Here is a 16038-nt window from a genome sequence, read left to right as displayed (position 1 = left end):
TTCGGTTTTAGAGCTGTGAAGCAGCCTGAGCAAGGTCAGGTTCTTTGAGGGCGTCGATCGATTCCGCATCGCCTTGGGCCGCCGCGGCGCTAAACCAGCGGGCGGCTTCGGTGAGATTCTTTTCCGTGCCCTGGCCGAAATAGTAAAACTTGGCCAACACGACCTGTCCCTGGCGATCACCGGCTTTGGCGGCTTGGTCAGCATAGGCGAAAGCGGCCGCCTCATCGCGCACGCCCATACTGTCTTGGCTGAGCAGAATGGCGAGCACACCCGCCGCGTCGGCCTTGCCGGCCGCTGCCGCGGCCTTCAAGAGGCGCAAACCTTCCGGTATGTTTTTTTCGACGCCGTTGCGGCCAGAAACCAGCATCATACCCAGCATATCCATCGACATCGGATCGTGCTGCGCGGCGGCCTGACGGATATAGCCTATGGCGCGCGGCACATCCTGCGTCGCGCCATGCGTGCCATAGAAAAACACGACCGTACCAAGCGTCGCCTGTGCGATCATTTCGCCACTGTCCGCCGCGCGGACAAGGTAGGCTATCGCCTCAGGCTGAGCTTCATCGACATTCCCCCGGCGCGCTGTCTCGGCGATGGTGAAGAAGCCGTAGAGCGCCATGCCATAGGGCTCTGATTTCGCCGCCGAATCCTTGAGTAGCGCCATGGCCGGCGCTTCCTCTACCGCCCCACCCTGCCCGTTATACATCATGCCAGCGCATTGCGATTTGGCGATAGGATGATCGTGCAGGGCCGCTTCGCAGAACCATTTACGCGCCTGGGCAAGATCCACCGGCACGCTGTAGCCAGTGTAATAAACGCGGCCGAGATCGAACTGAGACTGCGCATTGCCGGCCATCGCCTCGGTTTTGAGCCGCGCAATGGTCTGTGCCTCGGTTTCCTGTACGCGGACGGTGAAATAATAGGTCGCCACGACGCTGTGCGGACCTTCAGCCTTATATTCGTAAGGCGCGTAGGATGAGACGCCAGACGCGCCTGAGCTTGACGAGGACGATCCTCGGTTTGTAGAGGAGGTGTAGCTGTTCGAGCGTTGCTGCGCCTCAAAACTGCGCCGGTCGGCGGCGGCGGCGTTGGCGCGCATATCGCTCATCATACGCTGCCGGTTGGCCTCGTCGTTGGCGGCATTCCAGTCGGCTTGGGCGGCTATGGGCGCCACCGTAAAGGCAGCAAGTAACACAAATAGCGAGCGTCTTAAGCGATGCATCTGGGGCTCCTGCCGGGCTTTAATAGGGCTTTTGGCCATAGACATTTCCTGGGGCGCGATAGCGGCATACGAGGATATCCCACCCCCTACCCGTTGCCTTGGCGCAACCGACGTCCGTCGTCGTGTTCCAGATCATCTGCGTGTAATGGCCGACATTGGCCCAGTTTCCGTCGGTGCTGAGGTCGGGAAACGCGCCATATTTGAACTTGGCTTTTTCATCCGCCCAGGCCTGCGCCATCTGGGTAGGCGTAAAGGCGCCCCCGCTGCCCATCCACAGGTTCTCGCCGTCACCTGTTGTCGAGTGTTCGAACGTACCTCTGGTCGCCAGATGATCGGCCCATGTCTGGGCATCACGAGCAAGATCATCGTTCCAGGAAAGCGCGGGCGCCCCAACCTGACTGCGCTCAGCATTGTGGACAGCCAGCAGTTCCCCCGCCATATCCGAGGCATAGGCCGACGGGGAAACGGCCAGCAAGGCGAAAATGAGTGTGCAGATTTTCATATATACCCCTGATCTGGAGGCACCTTACGCGGCTCTTAAGACCTTGCCACCGTCTGAACAGAGGGGGTGTGACAACAATTTACGACCCCAATATTGGCGTCTTGTCCGTGCGATGAACCTTATGCCAACCCGCGTTTGACAGCCTGCAATGTGGCCTCGGCACGGGTCGAGATGTTCAGCTTTTGGTAGATGGTCCTGACATAACCCGCAACGGTGGGCGGGCTCAGAAGCAGGTGTCTGGCCACCTCTGCAATCGTCAGACCGCGGGCGAGCAGCGCCAGGGTTTCGGTCTCACGACCGGTCAGATGTATGTCCGGCTGTTCGGTGACAGTGTGGGTGCGGAAATGCTTGAGCAATCGTAAAGCGACGGAGGGTGACAAAGGTGGCTCACCCTGTTTAATGCGCTGGAGATAGTGCACAATCATTTCAGGTTCCTGGTTTTTCACCAGATAGCCCCGAGCCCCGGCCGACAGTGCATCGAAGAGGTGTACATCGTCATCATAGATGCTGGAGACAATACAGGTGACCAGTGGATGGCTTTTTGTGATGTCCGTAATCAGATCAATGCCCGAACCGTCCGGAAGGCCAAGGTCGATAACGGCCAGTTCAAAGACGTAATCGGTCTTGGATTGTTCGCCGGATAACCAGTGTCGGGCCTCTTTCAGACTGCCAACAACCTCGACCTTGATATCAGGAAAGGCCGCCATAAGCGCCTGCTTCATCCGCACCTGGTTCGGGGTTTGGTCTTCGACAAGCAGACAAACGGTCTGAGGTGTCATGCGTGTACTCCCAATTTAAAAGCAGATGCCGGCGTCAGTGGAAAGTCAAACGCGACCGAGGCACCAGCGGCAAGGTTTTCGAGCCGGACTTTGCCGTTCATCTGGCCAATCCGATCCATCATACTTTTCAGCCCCTGACCGCCCGATTGCCCGTCCAGAACGGCATCTGGAAATCCGCCACCATCGTCCACCAGACGGGCCCTTAGCACCTCCCCTTCTATCCGGAACAACGCCGTCACACACGTCGCGCCCGAATGTTTGATGATATTGGTGATCGCCTCCCGGACGGTCGAGGCCAGTGCTTTTTTCTGCAATGCCGTCAGTTCAACGAAGGCTTCGTCCTCCGGCCATAGCGGCCATTCAAGTGCGATCTTCGCAGCATCGAGACGGCGAACAGCCTCATGGCGTATTTCGGCAAGGGTGCGATCCAGGGGGGCCCTTTCATTGACAAGCGCTGCGGCAATTTCACGAATATCGTTCAGGGCGCCATAAATGAAAGGGCGGGAGGCTTCGTCTGCCACGATCAGGCCTGAGACCAGTTTGGCGCCGACGTCATCATGGAGATCCTGCGCCAATCGCTGACGCTGCTCCGCCGCTCCGCGCTCATAGGCATTAAGGCCCAAAGCCGCCTTGCGGGACAGCCGAAGTATGTGATCAACAAGATCGATATGCCGTGGCGCAAACAGGCCGCGTCCGGATTGCGGATAGGAGACCTGAAGGGCAGGCGTGTCCAGATGACCAGGCACAAACAGGTGGAGGTTGTCCTTGTCGATATAGGTCTCACTTACCGGGACGGGAGAGGGTGAAATAGTTAGAGGCACAAACAGCTTTTGCAGCAAGGCTTGCCACTGAACCTGGCGTTGTGACGTTTCAGGCTCGAAAGCCATCTCAAGCACATGCCCCATAAGCTCGTTTTCGCTGAGCGTTTTTGAACGCACAAACCTGCGCCACAGCATGTCACGAAACGGCAGATAACCGAACGCGATCACCAGCAAGGCCACGGCCATAGCGGAGTTTTGCGCCATGCCGGCCATATAGATGAGAGCCGCATCGAGGCAGATGAAAAGAAGGGCGGCGGCCGTAAAGAAAAACAGGCGTAAGGCCCAGTCGCCGACATCAAACAAGCGAAAGCGCGCGACACCTACAGCGATACCGACGTACAGGATCAGAAAGCTCAGGAAGATAAAGCTCTCAGGCATAGTGTCGAACTGCCCCTGAAGCGCATAGGCGGCGATGGTCACGCACCAGATGCCGCCGCTGGCAATTACTGCCAGCCCCATCCACACGAGGGAGGCACGTAGATGAGGCGCGCGCCTGGTGTTGTGAAACTGAATGGCGACGAGCCCTATGGCGGCGATGACCACCAGGAAACAAAAGATGATAAGGCCGCTTGGGATGCTCAGGAGGCGGAGCTGATCCAAGACCAGAAGGGGCACGCCGGCGGCCAAGAAGAGCCAGTATTGGCGATTGGAAATGAGAGGTTTTGGAAAGAGAAGGAAGATACCGACCGTTGTCAGGCCGAAAAGGACGGTCGCAAAATGGTTGAGCGCAGTGAGCGCGGAGATCATCCCGGAGGGCAAGGCAAAGGGCTGGGCAAAGGCCGCACTGCTGGAGACCGCAGCGATCAACATGCCGAAGCCATTGAGGGCAAGAACCTGGGTAACCTTCTCGTCCGGCTTCAGGCACCAGACACATCCGCCGACCAGGAAGGCGGTAAGCCCGACAAATAGGCAAACCCAAAAGCTGCCGTCGAAGTCTGAAATTCTGAGTGCTATTACCTTAACCTCGGCTTCAAAGGCTGGTCTACCCACTGGCTGAAGCCCCACTATGACGGTCGGGCCTTTGAGAATAGTCATGATCTCGTCCTGACGTTCTAGATAAGCATCGACCTCCGCATAGGTTTCGATCGCGTCTATTTGCGTGATAAGATCAGAAGGGAGAACCACAAAAGGCATCTCTCCGGAACGCTTAAGGCTTATTAGAGAGGAGGCGGGATGTCCGGTCACGGCCAGGTTCAGCGTATCTGTGCCACGGATCAGCCCCTCAAGCGTCTTGCCCTGCAGCGCCAATCCAAAACTTATAGCTGTACTCAGAACTGCGATCGTCAGGATCAGCCATAGTTTCCAGGCCCGCTGCTTTTGGGAAGCCAGAAGCGCTTTCAGGTTCGAGATCGAAAGGCTTTGCAAAATAAGTCCCTGTTCTAATGGCCACCACCTTCATAACCTTGTTTTTTATTTCATTCATCCCCTCTGTTCAGAGGGTGACGCTGAAAAAGTCACCCCATAGTCTGCGCGCAACATGACGGCGGACGCCGCGCAAACAAACCTATTGGGAAAAAAACATGAAACGAAGCTGCTTGCCGGCCTTGGCCCTCCTCACACTTGCCCTCGCAACCGGCACATACCAGCCGGCCCTGGCAGAAAAAGCCGTTTCGATTCAGAAGCCGATCGATTTCGACCCTAACACTTCGCATGCGCAGGACGGCAACGCTCTATTCTGGATGAATCAAGATAACGGCGCCAAGGGGGTGAAAAAAGTCATCATTCCCTTCTTCCAGATCCAGTTCGTGGTGGATGCACAAGCCAATGCCACAGGCGCCGGCGGGGCTCACTCCAAGACTGCTGTCCATCTCGAAGGCCCAACTGCAATCCAGATGCAGGCTGTAACTGACGAGATATATGCCAGCTTTGTCGCCGATCTTAAGGCCGCCGGACTTGAGGTTGTTTCGCCCGACGAGGCGCGGACCTACAGCGCGTTTAACGAGATCATGGCATCGTCGAAACAGTCCGGTCAGGCCGTAAAAGGCATGAACCAGGTCACGTCTGTATTCTTTGCGCCGACCGGTATGAACTATTACTTTTTGCCAACCATGCTGCCCGATCTCGCCGGCGGTGGCTCGATGACGGCGGTCGGGAATGCCCAGATCGTCCGTAAGGAAGCTGAGCTTATGAGCCAGTCAGGTGCCGCGGTGGCCGGATTTAGAGCTGTCGTCGATTTTGCCTCGCTGTCGGCCAGCGATCGCAGAGGCTTACGCGCGCTTGCGCGCAACGCCAAGACCAAGGCGGAGTTTGGTCTTATGATAAAGCCGGCGGCCACTCAGGTTTTCCTCATTACGCCCAATGCCAAGGCGACGATGATCGACCCGCAGAATCGCCTGCGGTTGCAATTGCAAGCCCCTTTGATGATCGACAGCGCGGCTATTCAAGCCACCGACGACAACCGCAGCAAAGGGCAGAAAACCGGCGAAATTCTTGGCAACGCGATAAGTCTTATGGGTGGCGTGGGCATGAGCAAGACCAAGTCATTTGACGTCGTCGTCGACCCCTCGCTTTGGCAGAAAGATGTGACGGGTGCGCTCAAGGGCGTCTCCCAGGCTGCCACGGCCAAGCTTAAAGCCGGCCTATAAAATCATCAGCTGGAAGACGTCACATGCGCCACGTTACCCATATCACCTTCATTATGTTTGTCGCTGCCTTGATCGCCACCGCGGACTCAGCGGCGGCTCAGGACGTCAATGCACCGCAGGACACTCCTGAAGTCCGTTCGCGCTGTTTAGGCCTGTCCTACGAAGTCAGCGCCATGATGGATCAGGTGGAAAAAGAGCAGGATTCGGCGATCAAGGAAGCCGGCGCAAACCCGACGCCCGAACAAACGAAAAAGCTCAAAGACCTTGAAAGCGAATATGTTGGCCTCGCCTATATTTGGGAAGATTTGGCGGATTATTTTGAGGATGCAGATGCCCCAAGTGACGACATCAAATTGGATCTTGCCTTGCTGACCGGTGAAGAACTGTCAAGTGAGTTGGATGTTTGCGAGGCCCTAATCGACCAGATTGACAAGGCAAGCACCGCTAAAGCGCCCTAAGCTTCAAACCCTTGATTTTGATATTGCACAAAAGTTCACAGGCGTTTCTTCGTCATGCGCCCAAGGCGGACATGGTTGGCTCGCGAAGTTGCCGGTCCTAAAGCTGACCTTTGCCCACCGCTCTCTCGAAACACCGTTACGATGTCCGGTCATGGCCCAAAAGCATGTCCATAGCGTGCGCCATCGACCCGGCGGCGGTAACGGCGCCACCGCCGACGAAGAAAATTTCATCTGCGTTTTGAATGGTGTTCAGGCGGTGGGCAATGATCACCTTCGTGGTAGCCTTGGGCAACCTTGCCAGTACATCCTCCAGCAGCTGTTCGGTGACCGTGTCGATATTGGCGGTGGCCTCGTCCAGGATCAGGATATCCGGTTCGCGCATCACCGCCCGCAGGAAGGCCACCAGTTGCTTCTGCCCTAGCGAAAGGCCGCCGCCCGCGCCCGTGACCGGCGTCTCTAAGCCACGCTCGCCGAACCGCGACAGGAAGCCAGACATTCCAAGAGCGGCCATACGCTCCGCCACGACCTCTTTGCCCGTGCCGCCAAGGTCAGGGTGGCCGTAGATAATGTTGTCGCTGACCGTTCCGGCCAGCAGGAACGGGTCCTGCAGGATGAAGCCAATCTTCGCCGCCCGCTCGGCGGCAGTGAAGGTTCGGATATCACGCCCCTCCAGATAGACTGTGCCCTGGGTTGGATCGTAAAGCCGCGCCATTAGCATGGCTGTCGTGGTCTTGCCCCCGCCCGTGGGGCCAACCAGCGCATAGGTGCGGCCGCGTTCGAGCATCAGATCGACCTTGTCCAGCACCGGCTTCCCGCCTGGATAGGAGAAGCCGACACCCTCGAAGGCCAGCAAAGCACCAGGCTGCCGGGGAACCTGTCCGACGTCCCGCGGAATCTCGACGAGATTGGTTTTCAGCTTGAGAACTTCGGACACCCGGTCCATTGCGGCCATCATCGTCTGCAAACTGGACCATACCGTCGCCAGCTGCCTCAACGGGTCGTAGAAGGAGGACACATAGAGCAGATAGCCGACCAGCAGTCCCACACTGAGCTGGCCCTGTATGATAAGCCAGACGCCGAATCCAAGCACCAGGATATAACCTGCGCTGCTCGCCAGCGTATAAAGCGGCGCGAACAGGCCCGACGCCACGCCGGACGTCACCGAGGCGCGGTAGTTGCGCTGGTTGGCTGCACCAAATTTTTCGCGAAAATAGTCGACCCGGTTAAAGGCCACGATCACCTGGAAGTTGGCCAGACTTTCCGAAACGTCACCAGAAAGCGTCCCCAGGCTTTCCAGGCTCTTGCGGTTGGCGTGCTTTACCCATCGCGACAGCATTTGCGTGATGACCAGTATAGCCAGCGCCGGCGCCAAGGCGATCAGCCCCATTCGCCAGTTAAGCACCAGCAGCAGAATACCCGCCCCCGCCACCCGGAAGAGGCTGCCGAACATCTGCATAAGCGCCTGGGAAAAGAACTGGTTGATCTTGTCGGTGTCACTATTTACCCGGGAAATCAGATCGCCGGCGCGGTTCTGGGCGAAGAAGGCGATGGGCAGGCGCGACAGTTGGTCGAACAGTCGCCCCCGCAGCTTAAAAAGCACATTGCGTCCAACCGTACCCATGCGTAGCGTCTGCAGATATTGAGCCGCAAGTCCGACGAGATAGACAGCGGCGAGCAGGCCCGCGTAACGCAGCAGCAAGCCGTAGTCACCATGCTTAATCGCGGTATCGATGATTTGCGCGGTGACAACCGGTCCAAGGAGATTGGCGGCGGTGCTGACGATCACGCAGACCACGGCGATGGTGATGTGTTGGCTTTCGTCGCCCAAAAGGGGCTTCAGCGCCTGCCAGGCCGAGCCCAGGGACTCGCGGTTCTCTCCCGGCGTGGCTGTTTTAAGGGCATAGTCCATCACACAGCCTCGTAAGTTTCGGTCGAGCGCTGCGAGCGCAGGATCTGGCCATATTCAGGGCTGGAATGGGCCAGTTTCTCATGCGTGCCGACAGCCAGCACTTCACCCTCCATCAAAAGCACGATCTGGTCGAAGTCCTCGACCGGTGCGATCTTCTGCGTAATCGAGATCAGAGTCAGGTCAGGATAGTTTCTCCGCACATTCGCAAGTATGCGGGCTTCGGTCGTTATATCGACACGGGCGGTGAAGTCATCGAGAAACAGGACCTTGGGGTTCAGCGCGAGGGCGCGGGCGAGCATGATCCGCTGCTTCTGACCGCCCGACAAAGACAGGCCGCGCTCGGCGGCCACCGTCTCCAGGCCCTGAGGCAGCCCTGAGATGAAGGCGTGTAATTCGGCCGTCTCGATCGCTTTGTTCAACTGCGCCTCATCGACCCGGGCATTGAAGGCGATATTTTCGCGGAGGGTCAGGTTGAACAGCTGGGAATCCTGGAAGACAAAGCCGATCTGAGCATAGAGGCTCTCGCGCGTATAGTCGTCGATTGGCCGTCCGTCATAGAGCACCTGTCCCGATGTCGGCGCCAGCAGTCCTGTCATCGCATAAAGCAACTGCGATTTACCTGCCGCCGTGGGACCAACAATTGCCGTGCGCGAACGCGGCGCGACCTCAAACGACACGCTTTTCAGCACCTTGCGTTCGCCATAGGCCAATACAAGGTCCCTCACCTGAACGGCCCCGGTCAGGGGGCGGACCGTTTCGCCCCGTGCCGGAGGCGGCGGCGCATTCAAAACCATGCCGACTCGCATATACGAGGCCTGGGCCTGACTGATCGACATGGAGGTGAAGCCGATGATGATGATCGGGAAGACCAGAATGGTGAGATAGGAAAGGAAGGCCGACAGCTGGCCAATCGTCATCCCGCCTGTGATCACGAAATGACCGCCAAGGCCGAGGATGATCAAAACGGCCACATTGATCAAAAAGGTGATCACCGGGATGAGCGATGCGAACTGACGCAGGATATTCATACCGATGGCGCGCGAACTTTCCGCCGCCGCGGTGAAACGTGCCGTCTCCCGCGCCTCCGTATTGACGAGACGGATCAGCGAAGCCCCCACAATCGTCTCGGTCAACACGCGGTTCATAATGTCGACCATTCCCTGAATCTGGCCAAACAGTTTACCCACCCGCCCCATGATCAGGAAGAAACTCACAGCAATCAAGGGGAGCACCGCCAGAACCGGCAGGGCCAGCTCCCATTTCAGCCATAACAAAAGAACGCTGGCACCAATGATCACGAACACCGAGGAGATCAGTGTCGGCGTGGTCTGGGCGACAAAGGTCTTGATGGCATCGATATCTGAGGTGAAATTGGTCAGCAGTTTGGCGGGCGTCATGCTCTCGATGGCGGCGTAGGTTTGCTGAGAGACCACATCCGCCAGATGGGTGCGCAGGTCCCGCGCCACCCGTTCCGAGGCGACCGTCTGCACCAGGTTCTGCAGGTTGCCGAGAACGAAGGTTCCGAGTGCCAGGGCTATCAGAAGGATCAATGAGGCATTCAGATGGAGGCGCCCGGCGGTGAAGGCGTCGATCGCGTCGGCCACCACTTTCGGCACAGCCAGGTTCAGTGCATTACCGGCTGCGGTCAACCCTACCAATATGGCCATCTGGCCTTTGTAAGGCTTTAGCAATGGCCAAAGACTGGGCAGGCGCGGCCGCTGTGGCTTCGGTGAACTTTTCGCCCTGTCGGCCACGTTCTCTTCCCCCTTATTTGCCCGCGCAACTTGCAGAGAGCGCCTGTGAATTTATCACGCGGAAGCTAGTTCAAGACGGCGGAGCGCACCAGTCTTGAAATTAATTTGTTCGACTTAAAGTCTTAAGGCGGACGGGCGCGAAAGCGTCTGGTCGCCTTCGCGCCTAAGCGGACTCATGCCGAGGTCCGGTTTGGTATAGGGTTATCGGATGCCTGCCGAGCGCCGGCGTTTGATCCAAGCCTGAAGGCAGGCGTCGGATAAGCCTATACCAATGCGGTCATTGCTACGGCTTGACCTTCTCGCTACTAAAGCGGACCTCCTGGCCAAAAGCCCGCGCTTATTTTGGGAAGCAATTAAGCCCATCTTATTCCAACGAGAAAGAGGTTCTGAGCATGCAGTTAGATGGTTGCTCACCTTCCTCAAACAACCTGACGCGATCTATTGCCGCATATTGCTCCTCGCTAAAATGTTTGTCTGATTGAAAATATGCGGCGCCATGCGCACCATTCCAAATAGCAACCGTGTAGTGACCTTCGTTCCTTCTTTGTGCGAATACCGCATACTCAGTGCCAGGATGATGAATGATCCGACCTTTTGGGCGGGAGGCCCATCCAATGCCTTTAACATCAAGCGATCCGAAATTGCCTTCCCAGCGAAAACTCCCTGCGTGAATGCCGCCTTCAAGTACCGTAACCTTCTCGCCCGGCAGCAAGTCGATAATCGGCGAGTACCCGCAAAACCGCCCGGGGCCAGTTAATTCAGCCGATTGCGCCGTACTCCACTGGCACACTAACGCAAGGACACCGAAAATTAGAATTCTCAATAGAGATCCCCCCATTGTCTTCGTGTCAATCTGAATAACGATATATTGGAAATGGCAAGTCACTTCAATGTTATAGCTGGGCCATCGTGGTCGACTTCTATGCGCCCAAGGCGGAAGCGGAACCCTTTTTGTAAAGACTTATGAATTCTGCCCCATAGCGAAAGTAAGCCCAACAACCTCAGAACAACCGTATTAAACTTACAGCTTATTGTTCCGCCGATATTTTCCCGCGTCGATAGTTCAAAATACAGTTCATGGCGCGGCATACTCGAAGAACGCGATTTTGCTCACCTGCAAGCCTGTGGCAAGAGGCCCCAAAATCCATACTTGCGACCGTGATTTTTCTGCAAACGGGCACGGTATGTGACGTGCACATCCATATTCCCAACCTGTACTGCCTCAGCATCCGAACGCGCCGCCAGGGCGTCGAGGGCGTTGAGATAGCGGGCGGCATGCGGATAGGCTTTCGAATTGCCGCGCGTGAGAATATCGTCAATGAGCGCGCGATAAAGGATAGCGGCCGCCACAGCTCCCGTTTCATGCTCGCTGTTTTCAAGGGCCGCTGCCGCCTGTGGGAGCAGATCGTAATGCCGGCCATCCCACGTCCCGAAATGCTTGACCACCAGGCGGGCGGCGAGATCGAGCCGCGGCCATGCCAGCAGAAAATCCAGGGCGCTATAGATATGTTTAGAGGTCAGAACATAGTCGAAGGCCTTGTCCAGCGCATCGAAGTCTTCAAAATCCGGCAATCGGGCGACGTAGTCGCGTAGCATGGACATATTCAACGACTCTTCGAAGACGGACCAGCGCAGGGCTTGCGCGGCGTCTGTCTCACCAAGCTTATCCAGAATAGTCGCTTCCAGGCTAGCGCGCTGTGGCGCCAAGACATCGCGCGACACCTGATGGTCAGCGATATCAGTGCGCGACATGAACCTCAACTTGACGGGTGCCTCGCGCCGAACCCAATCGAGCGCCTCTCTGGCCCGATCCGCCTCCAACAGGCGTTGCGCTACGCCGAGCGTGTCCTGCATATTCGGATGCTTGCGGCTTTCGAGTACAATAAATCCATCCAGGTCACCAAGCGCGTCGGCGACAATTTGACGGACCACCAGATATTGCGACACGTTCGAATAGATGAAGCGGTCCGTCGATTTGGCGTCCCGGCTCTCCAGCTCGGCGTATTGCTTGGCCAGATCGATATCCCAGCCACGCAAAACAGGCGGCGGTAGATGCCCAGCAACTGCACGTGCGGCATCGACGAAATAGCCGTGATCGCTTTGCCCCAACGCCGCCGCGATCCGGTCCGGCATAAGCGCCAACTCATCTGGCGACAATTGCGACGTCAGTCCGCCAAGGTCTTCAATGGCACCGGAATACACATCCTCAACATACCCCGATGAATCGTCCACCCGTTCGAACGCCACCTCATGGGTGGCGATGAAACGCAAAAGCCGGTCGATGGCCAGCGCGGGCGCGACTTCCCCCAATTGCCGTGTGATCGTCGCCACCGTTGCGGCCAGATCATCGCGGAAGGCACGCGCCTTGTTCCATTCGACATAGCTTCGGGCCTTTTCCAAAGCACCCAGGCGCCGATCGATGAGTTTGGCTATGGCCTGGGGACCGTTTTGACCGGCCAGAGCGGCGGATACCTGACGCCGAAACCCCGCGCTTCGCTCGGATTCATCCAAAACAAGTTGCGCCAGCTTCACTGCGCCCAACACCAACAACGCGTCCTGCGTGATTTGAGATTTCCGTGTCATGCCGATTCTGTCCTGCTATCGCCTCGAAACATAAGACTGGGACTTGCGCCTGTCGATATCCTACCCAACTGGATTTGCTGGCCGCAACAAGGCGGCTTTGCAACAAGCCATTTAACGAATTTGCCCTAAGCTGCAAACCACGCAAAATACATCCTGCAGGCCTCGCCAAAACTGCGGGCCCGATCTATGACATTGATCTTCGGTCTTAACCCTTGCAGAAGCGTCTGGGCGCGCCCGTCACCGCGCAACTGCATGCGTTGCCCATAGGTATAGGCCTTGATCGGATCGCTCGCTACGCCTAGTCCATCGCGATACATGATCGCGGCATTATAGAGCCCCATCCCGTCGCCCTTTATGCCTGCCTTCTCATACCAGCTCAGCGCCGCTGTGTAGTCCTGGGCGCTACCCTTGCCGGTGTAGGCCATGTCACCGAGATTAATCTCAGCGTCGGTCGAGCCATGACTTGCCGCGCGCTGCAACCACGTCTGAGCCTTTTGCAGATCCTCCGGGTCTTTGAAAACACCTAGATACATAATCCCCATTGTATATTCGGCGTCCTTGTCTTCCTTTTGTGCTAACCGCTCGACCTCCGCCATGTCTGGCTTCTCGTCCGGCACGGTCACTGCGTCCGTAAAGGGCTGCCCGCCCGCCATGGCGGCACGTTTTACGATCGCCGCCTTGCGATCACTCTTTACGTCCGGATCTTTATAAAGGCCAATCAACCACAGGTCACCTGTGTGATCCGAACCAAGTGAGGCCTTCAGGAACAAGTCAACGGCCTGATTTTTGTCTTTCGCAACGCCCGCGCCATCGAGATACAGGCGCGCCAACCGAGATTGGGCGGTTGAATCTCCAGCGTCCGCGGCTTTCTGCAGCCAAGCGGCGGCCTCAGTAAAGCTCTGAATGACTGGATCACCAGAGATATAAGCGCTGGCGATCTTCAGCATGGCCGAAGTATCGCCAGCATTGGCTTTGTCCTGCCAGGCAGCCATAAAGCGCGCAGTGGCCTTGCCCCTGGATTGGATGCGCAACACAGCTCTGCCCGCGTCATAAACATGGCCCTTTTTTGCCTTCTCGTAATATTGGGCAGCTATGGCATCGTCCTGATCGACACCGAGACCGTATTCATAAAGGCGGCCAAGCTGATACTCCGCCTCGGCATTGCCCGCTACAGCCGCGCTTCTAAGCCAGTATAAGGCAGCCTCCACATCTTGAGGCATGAGTGGCGACGACGGCATGTTGGCGCGGAAATATCCACTTTGGGCATAATGTGCGCCCAACATCGCCTGAGCCGATGCCGCCCCGCCAATTGCAGCCATAACGACGCAATTACTAGCTTGAGCCTGGGATGCCTTTGACATTGGAGTATGAAGTATACGGTCGGTCATGATGACGGCGTCCTTCGCGCTCATATCCGAACCGCACAGCGGCTTTTCAGTGTGGAAAGATAAGGCGGTCAGAGCGCTCGCGCTGTTGGCCACTCCCATTATCATTAGCGCCCCGGCAACGCACAGCGATATTGCAACCCTGTCTGTCATATTTCCCCCCATATTTTTTGGATTTAGCTTCGTTTTCAAGCGGGACGAAGAGGTTTCTAGCGAACGATATGTTCAATTCTCACCATTGTTAAGCTCACCTGTGATGCGCCAGCCTTTGTTCGCAAAGGAATTGCAACGCCTTCGCGCGCTCTTCAGCGCTAAGTTTGGAAAGAGACGAAGGTACGCCCAGAGGTCCCAACCGCGCTTTCAGGTCATCAAGTGCAATTGCCATAGCGTAGGCTTTGGATCGATCGCCGCCCTTGGCGTATAGCGTCATAGCGTTTTTCGCGCCAACGGGATCGCCCATTACAGCGGCTGTCGTATAGTATTGGAGCGCGGCAACCGCGTCTGACGGCGATGCGGTATAGGCCATATCACCCAGGATCATGTTAGCATCGGCGTTCTGTGCTGCCGCGCGCAAAAACCAGGTTTTGGCGACCGTCGCATCAGGCGCCACACCAACCCCATCGAGATATCTGCCTCCCAGATTGACTTGCGCACCCGCATCACCGCTATCGGCTATTTTCATCAGCGCCGGAAACGACAGATCATTCATAGCGGGCGTGACGCGGCTGCCCGGCTCACGATTGGCGTTCGCGACAATATCAAGCTTATCCGAGGTGACAGCGCGATCCCGTAAAAGACCTTCGTCGCTAGCCTGCTCAATGACGGCAATACTTGCCTGGGTCAGATCTGCGTCATCGTGTAACCAGTATAGTCGCCAGTCCTCATTGTGATTTCCGCCTTTCGCTGCACGTATAATCCAGGCTGTGGCCGCTTCCAGATCGCGCGAAACGCCTAGACCTCGCAACGACATGACGCCGAGCATGGCCTGAGCACGTGCATCACCCTTATCAGCCGCGGTTTGGACGTATGAGGCGGCCTTTGTAGCATCGTAGATAAATGGTCCACCGCCTAAATAGGCCCTTGCGTAAGCCAGGAGCGCGTCCGCATCTCCGGATGAGACCTTCGCATCATATCTCGCTTCGAACAAAGCGACACGTTGAGGCCGGTTTTCCAACTCATGCACGATATGGATGGCGAACCCCATTCCCTGGCGTGCGGCCAATCGGTAACAGGCGGCAGCCTCAGTGTCGCTTTGTAAAGTGCCTTCTCCCAATTCGTACATCTGTCCGAGTAAGAAAGACGCTCGTGCTTCCCCTGCATCGCTCGCCAGCTTTAGCCAATACAAGGCCGCATCTGGATCGTTGACAATGCCTCGAATTGATCCTCCGCTCAGGCCTTCGGGATCGAGACGATAAAGTTCGCCTAGCCGAGCCTGTGCAGGCGCGTAACCTTGGAGGGCTGATCGAATAACACAGACATAGCTATTCTCGATAGCACCCGCTTCTTTGGTGCTTAGCGAGTACGACGATAGGTCCAACAGCTTTTTTGGACTCATTTCGTGGGCACCGCACAGCGGTTCTACAGAACGGTAAACCGGCTTCTCGTGCCACACGCGATCCGCAAAAGCTGGCAAAGCCGTCCCCCCATACACGCTCGTCACAAGACACCCGATCGCGCAGATCTGCCTAAACATACGTCCCCCCTATATCGCGACAATTTTTTTGAGTAGGTTTTGCAGCGATAGTTACGACATTTTGCGTCGTACACAAGGATATGGTCGTGTCCCACAGCGTGGTGTAATTGGTTGAGAGCGTAGCGCTAGGCTCGCTGCCCGTCCAAAGGGCAAAGCGAGCCTCAGCGAAGCGGGGTTGGCCATCAGTGATTTTCGGATATGGTTTGGGTTCCTACACTCATTCCAGAGACGAAAGACCACCGATGACCAACGATATGATGGCCCTGAAAGGGCTTGTTGAAAAGACCTCCGACAGCGATTTGTTGCGCGACATGATCAGCTTTACGGCTGAACGCTTGATGGCGCTG

Annotated in this window: 12 protein-coding genes; 2 read left to right on the top strand and 10 right to left on the bottom strand. The window is 56.9% G+C overall.

All coding sequences use genetic code 11. From position 1 onward, the window contains the following. Positions 1 to 7 precede the first annotated feature (7 nt). The 4 genes from B060_RS0116980 to B060_RS0116965 all read right to left on the bottom strand — a co-directional run bounded on the left by B060_RS0116980 (position 8) and on the right by B060_RS0116965 (position 4689). The gene (locus B060_RS0116980; protein ID WP_169533920.1) at positions 8 to 1222 is read right to left on the bottom strand and encodes a tetratricopeptide repeat protein; all 1215 of its coding nucleotides are present in this window, start codon (positions 1220 to 1222) and stop codon (positions 8 to 10) included. A gap of 19 nt (positions 1223 to 1241) precedes the next feature. Next, complete coding sequence (locus B060_RS0116975; RefSeq protein ID WP_018083004.1) at positions 1242 to 1724, bottom strand: CAP domain-containing protein; 483 nt, start codon at positions 1722 to 1724, stop codon at positions 1242 to 1244. A gap of 119 nt (positions 1725 to 1843) precedes the next feature. Then, positions 1844 to 2503 carry a response regulator gene (locus B060_RS0116970; protein WP_018083003.1) on the bottom strand — a complete coding sequence of 220 codons (660 nt, stop codon included), beginning with the start codon at positions 2501 to 2503 and terminating at the stop codon, positions 1844 to 1846. Then, on the bottom strand, positions 2500 to 4689 hold the full coding sequence (locus tag B060_RS0116965; protein WP_018083002.1) for a sensor histidine kinase: 2190 nt from the start codon (positions 4687 to 4689) through the stop codon (positions 2500 to 2502). Before B060_RS0116965 ends, B060_RS0116970 begins: the two co-directional genes overlap by 4 nt. A 155-nt stretch (positions 4690 to 4844) precedes the next feature. On the opposite strand from B060_RS0116965, the gene B060_RS0116960 reads away from it, so the two are divergent. After that, the gene (locus tag B060_RS0116960) at positions 4845 to 5909 is read left to right on the top strand and encodes a hypothetical protein (protein WP_155847814.1); all 1065 of its coding nucleotides are present in this window, start codon (positions 4845 to 4847) and stop codon (positions 5907 to 5909) included. Between the two features lie 23 nt (positions 5910 to 5932). Further along, positions 5933 to 6367, top strand: coding sequence for a hypothetical protein (locus B060_RS0116955; RefSeq protein WP_018083000.1), 435 nt, complete (start codon positions 5933 to 5935; stop codon positions 6365 to 6367). A 136-nt stretch (positions 6368 to 6503) separates the two neighbouring features. Here the strand turns inward: B060_RS0116955 and B060_RS0116950 are convergent, their stop codons facing one another. From B060_RS0116950 to B060_RS0116925, 6 genes are all read right to left on the bottom strand, one after another. Then, entirely contained in the window at positions 6504 to 8276 is a 1773-nt protein-coding gene (locus B060_RS0116950) for an ABC transporter ATP-binding protein (RefSeq protein WP_018082999.1), read from the bottom strand. After that, positions 8276 to 10030, bottom strand: a complete 1755-nt coding sequence (locus tag B060_RS0116945) for an ABC transporter ATP-binding protein (RefSeq protein ID WP_051081104.1) — start codon at positions 10028 to 10030, stop codon at positions 8276 to 8278. The genes B060_RS0116950 and B060_RS0116945 overlap by 1 nt, the downstream gene beginning before the upstream one ends. Positions 10031 to 10394: 364 nt before the next feature. Then, on the bottom strand, positions 10395 to 10853 hold the full coding sequence (locus B060_RS26680) for a hypothetical protein (protein WP_081606908.1): 459 nt from the start codon (positions 10851 to 10853) through the stop codon (positions 10395 to 10397). A 287-nt stretch (positions 10854 to 11140) separates the two neighbouring features. Continuing rightward, complete coding sequence (locus B060_RS24995) at positions 11141 to 12613, bottom strand: DUF6880 family protein (protein ID WP_018082996.1); 1473 nt, start codon at positions 12611 to 12613, stop codon at positions 11141 to 11143. Positions 12614 to 12738: 125 nt separating this feature from the next. After that, entirely contained in the window at positions 12739 to 14190 is a 1452-nt protein-coding gene (locus B060_RS0116930) for a tetratricopeptide repeat protein (RefSeq protein WP_155847813.1), read from the bottom strand. A 55-nt stretch (positions 14191 to 14245) separates the two neighbouring features. Continuing rightward, a complete protein-coding gene (locus tag B060_RS0116925; RefSeq protein ID WP_018082994.1) occupies positions 14246 to 15691 on the bottom strand; it encodes a tetratricopeptide repeat protein in 1446 nt (481 codons plus the stop codon). Between the last annotated feature and the right edge of the window lie 347 nt (positions 15692 to 16038).

The sequence above is a fragment of the Asticcacaulis benevestitus DSM 16100 = ATCC BAA-896 genome (assembly GCF_000376105.1).
Lineage (GTDB): Bacteria > Pseudomonadota > Alphaproteobacteria > Caulobacterales > Caulobacteraceae > Asticcacaulis > Asticcacaulis benevestitus.
Note: the sequence above shows the minus strand (reverse complement) of the source record. Positions and strands in the feature narration are given on the sequence as shown.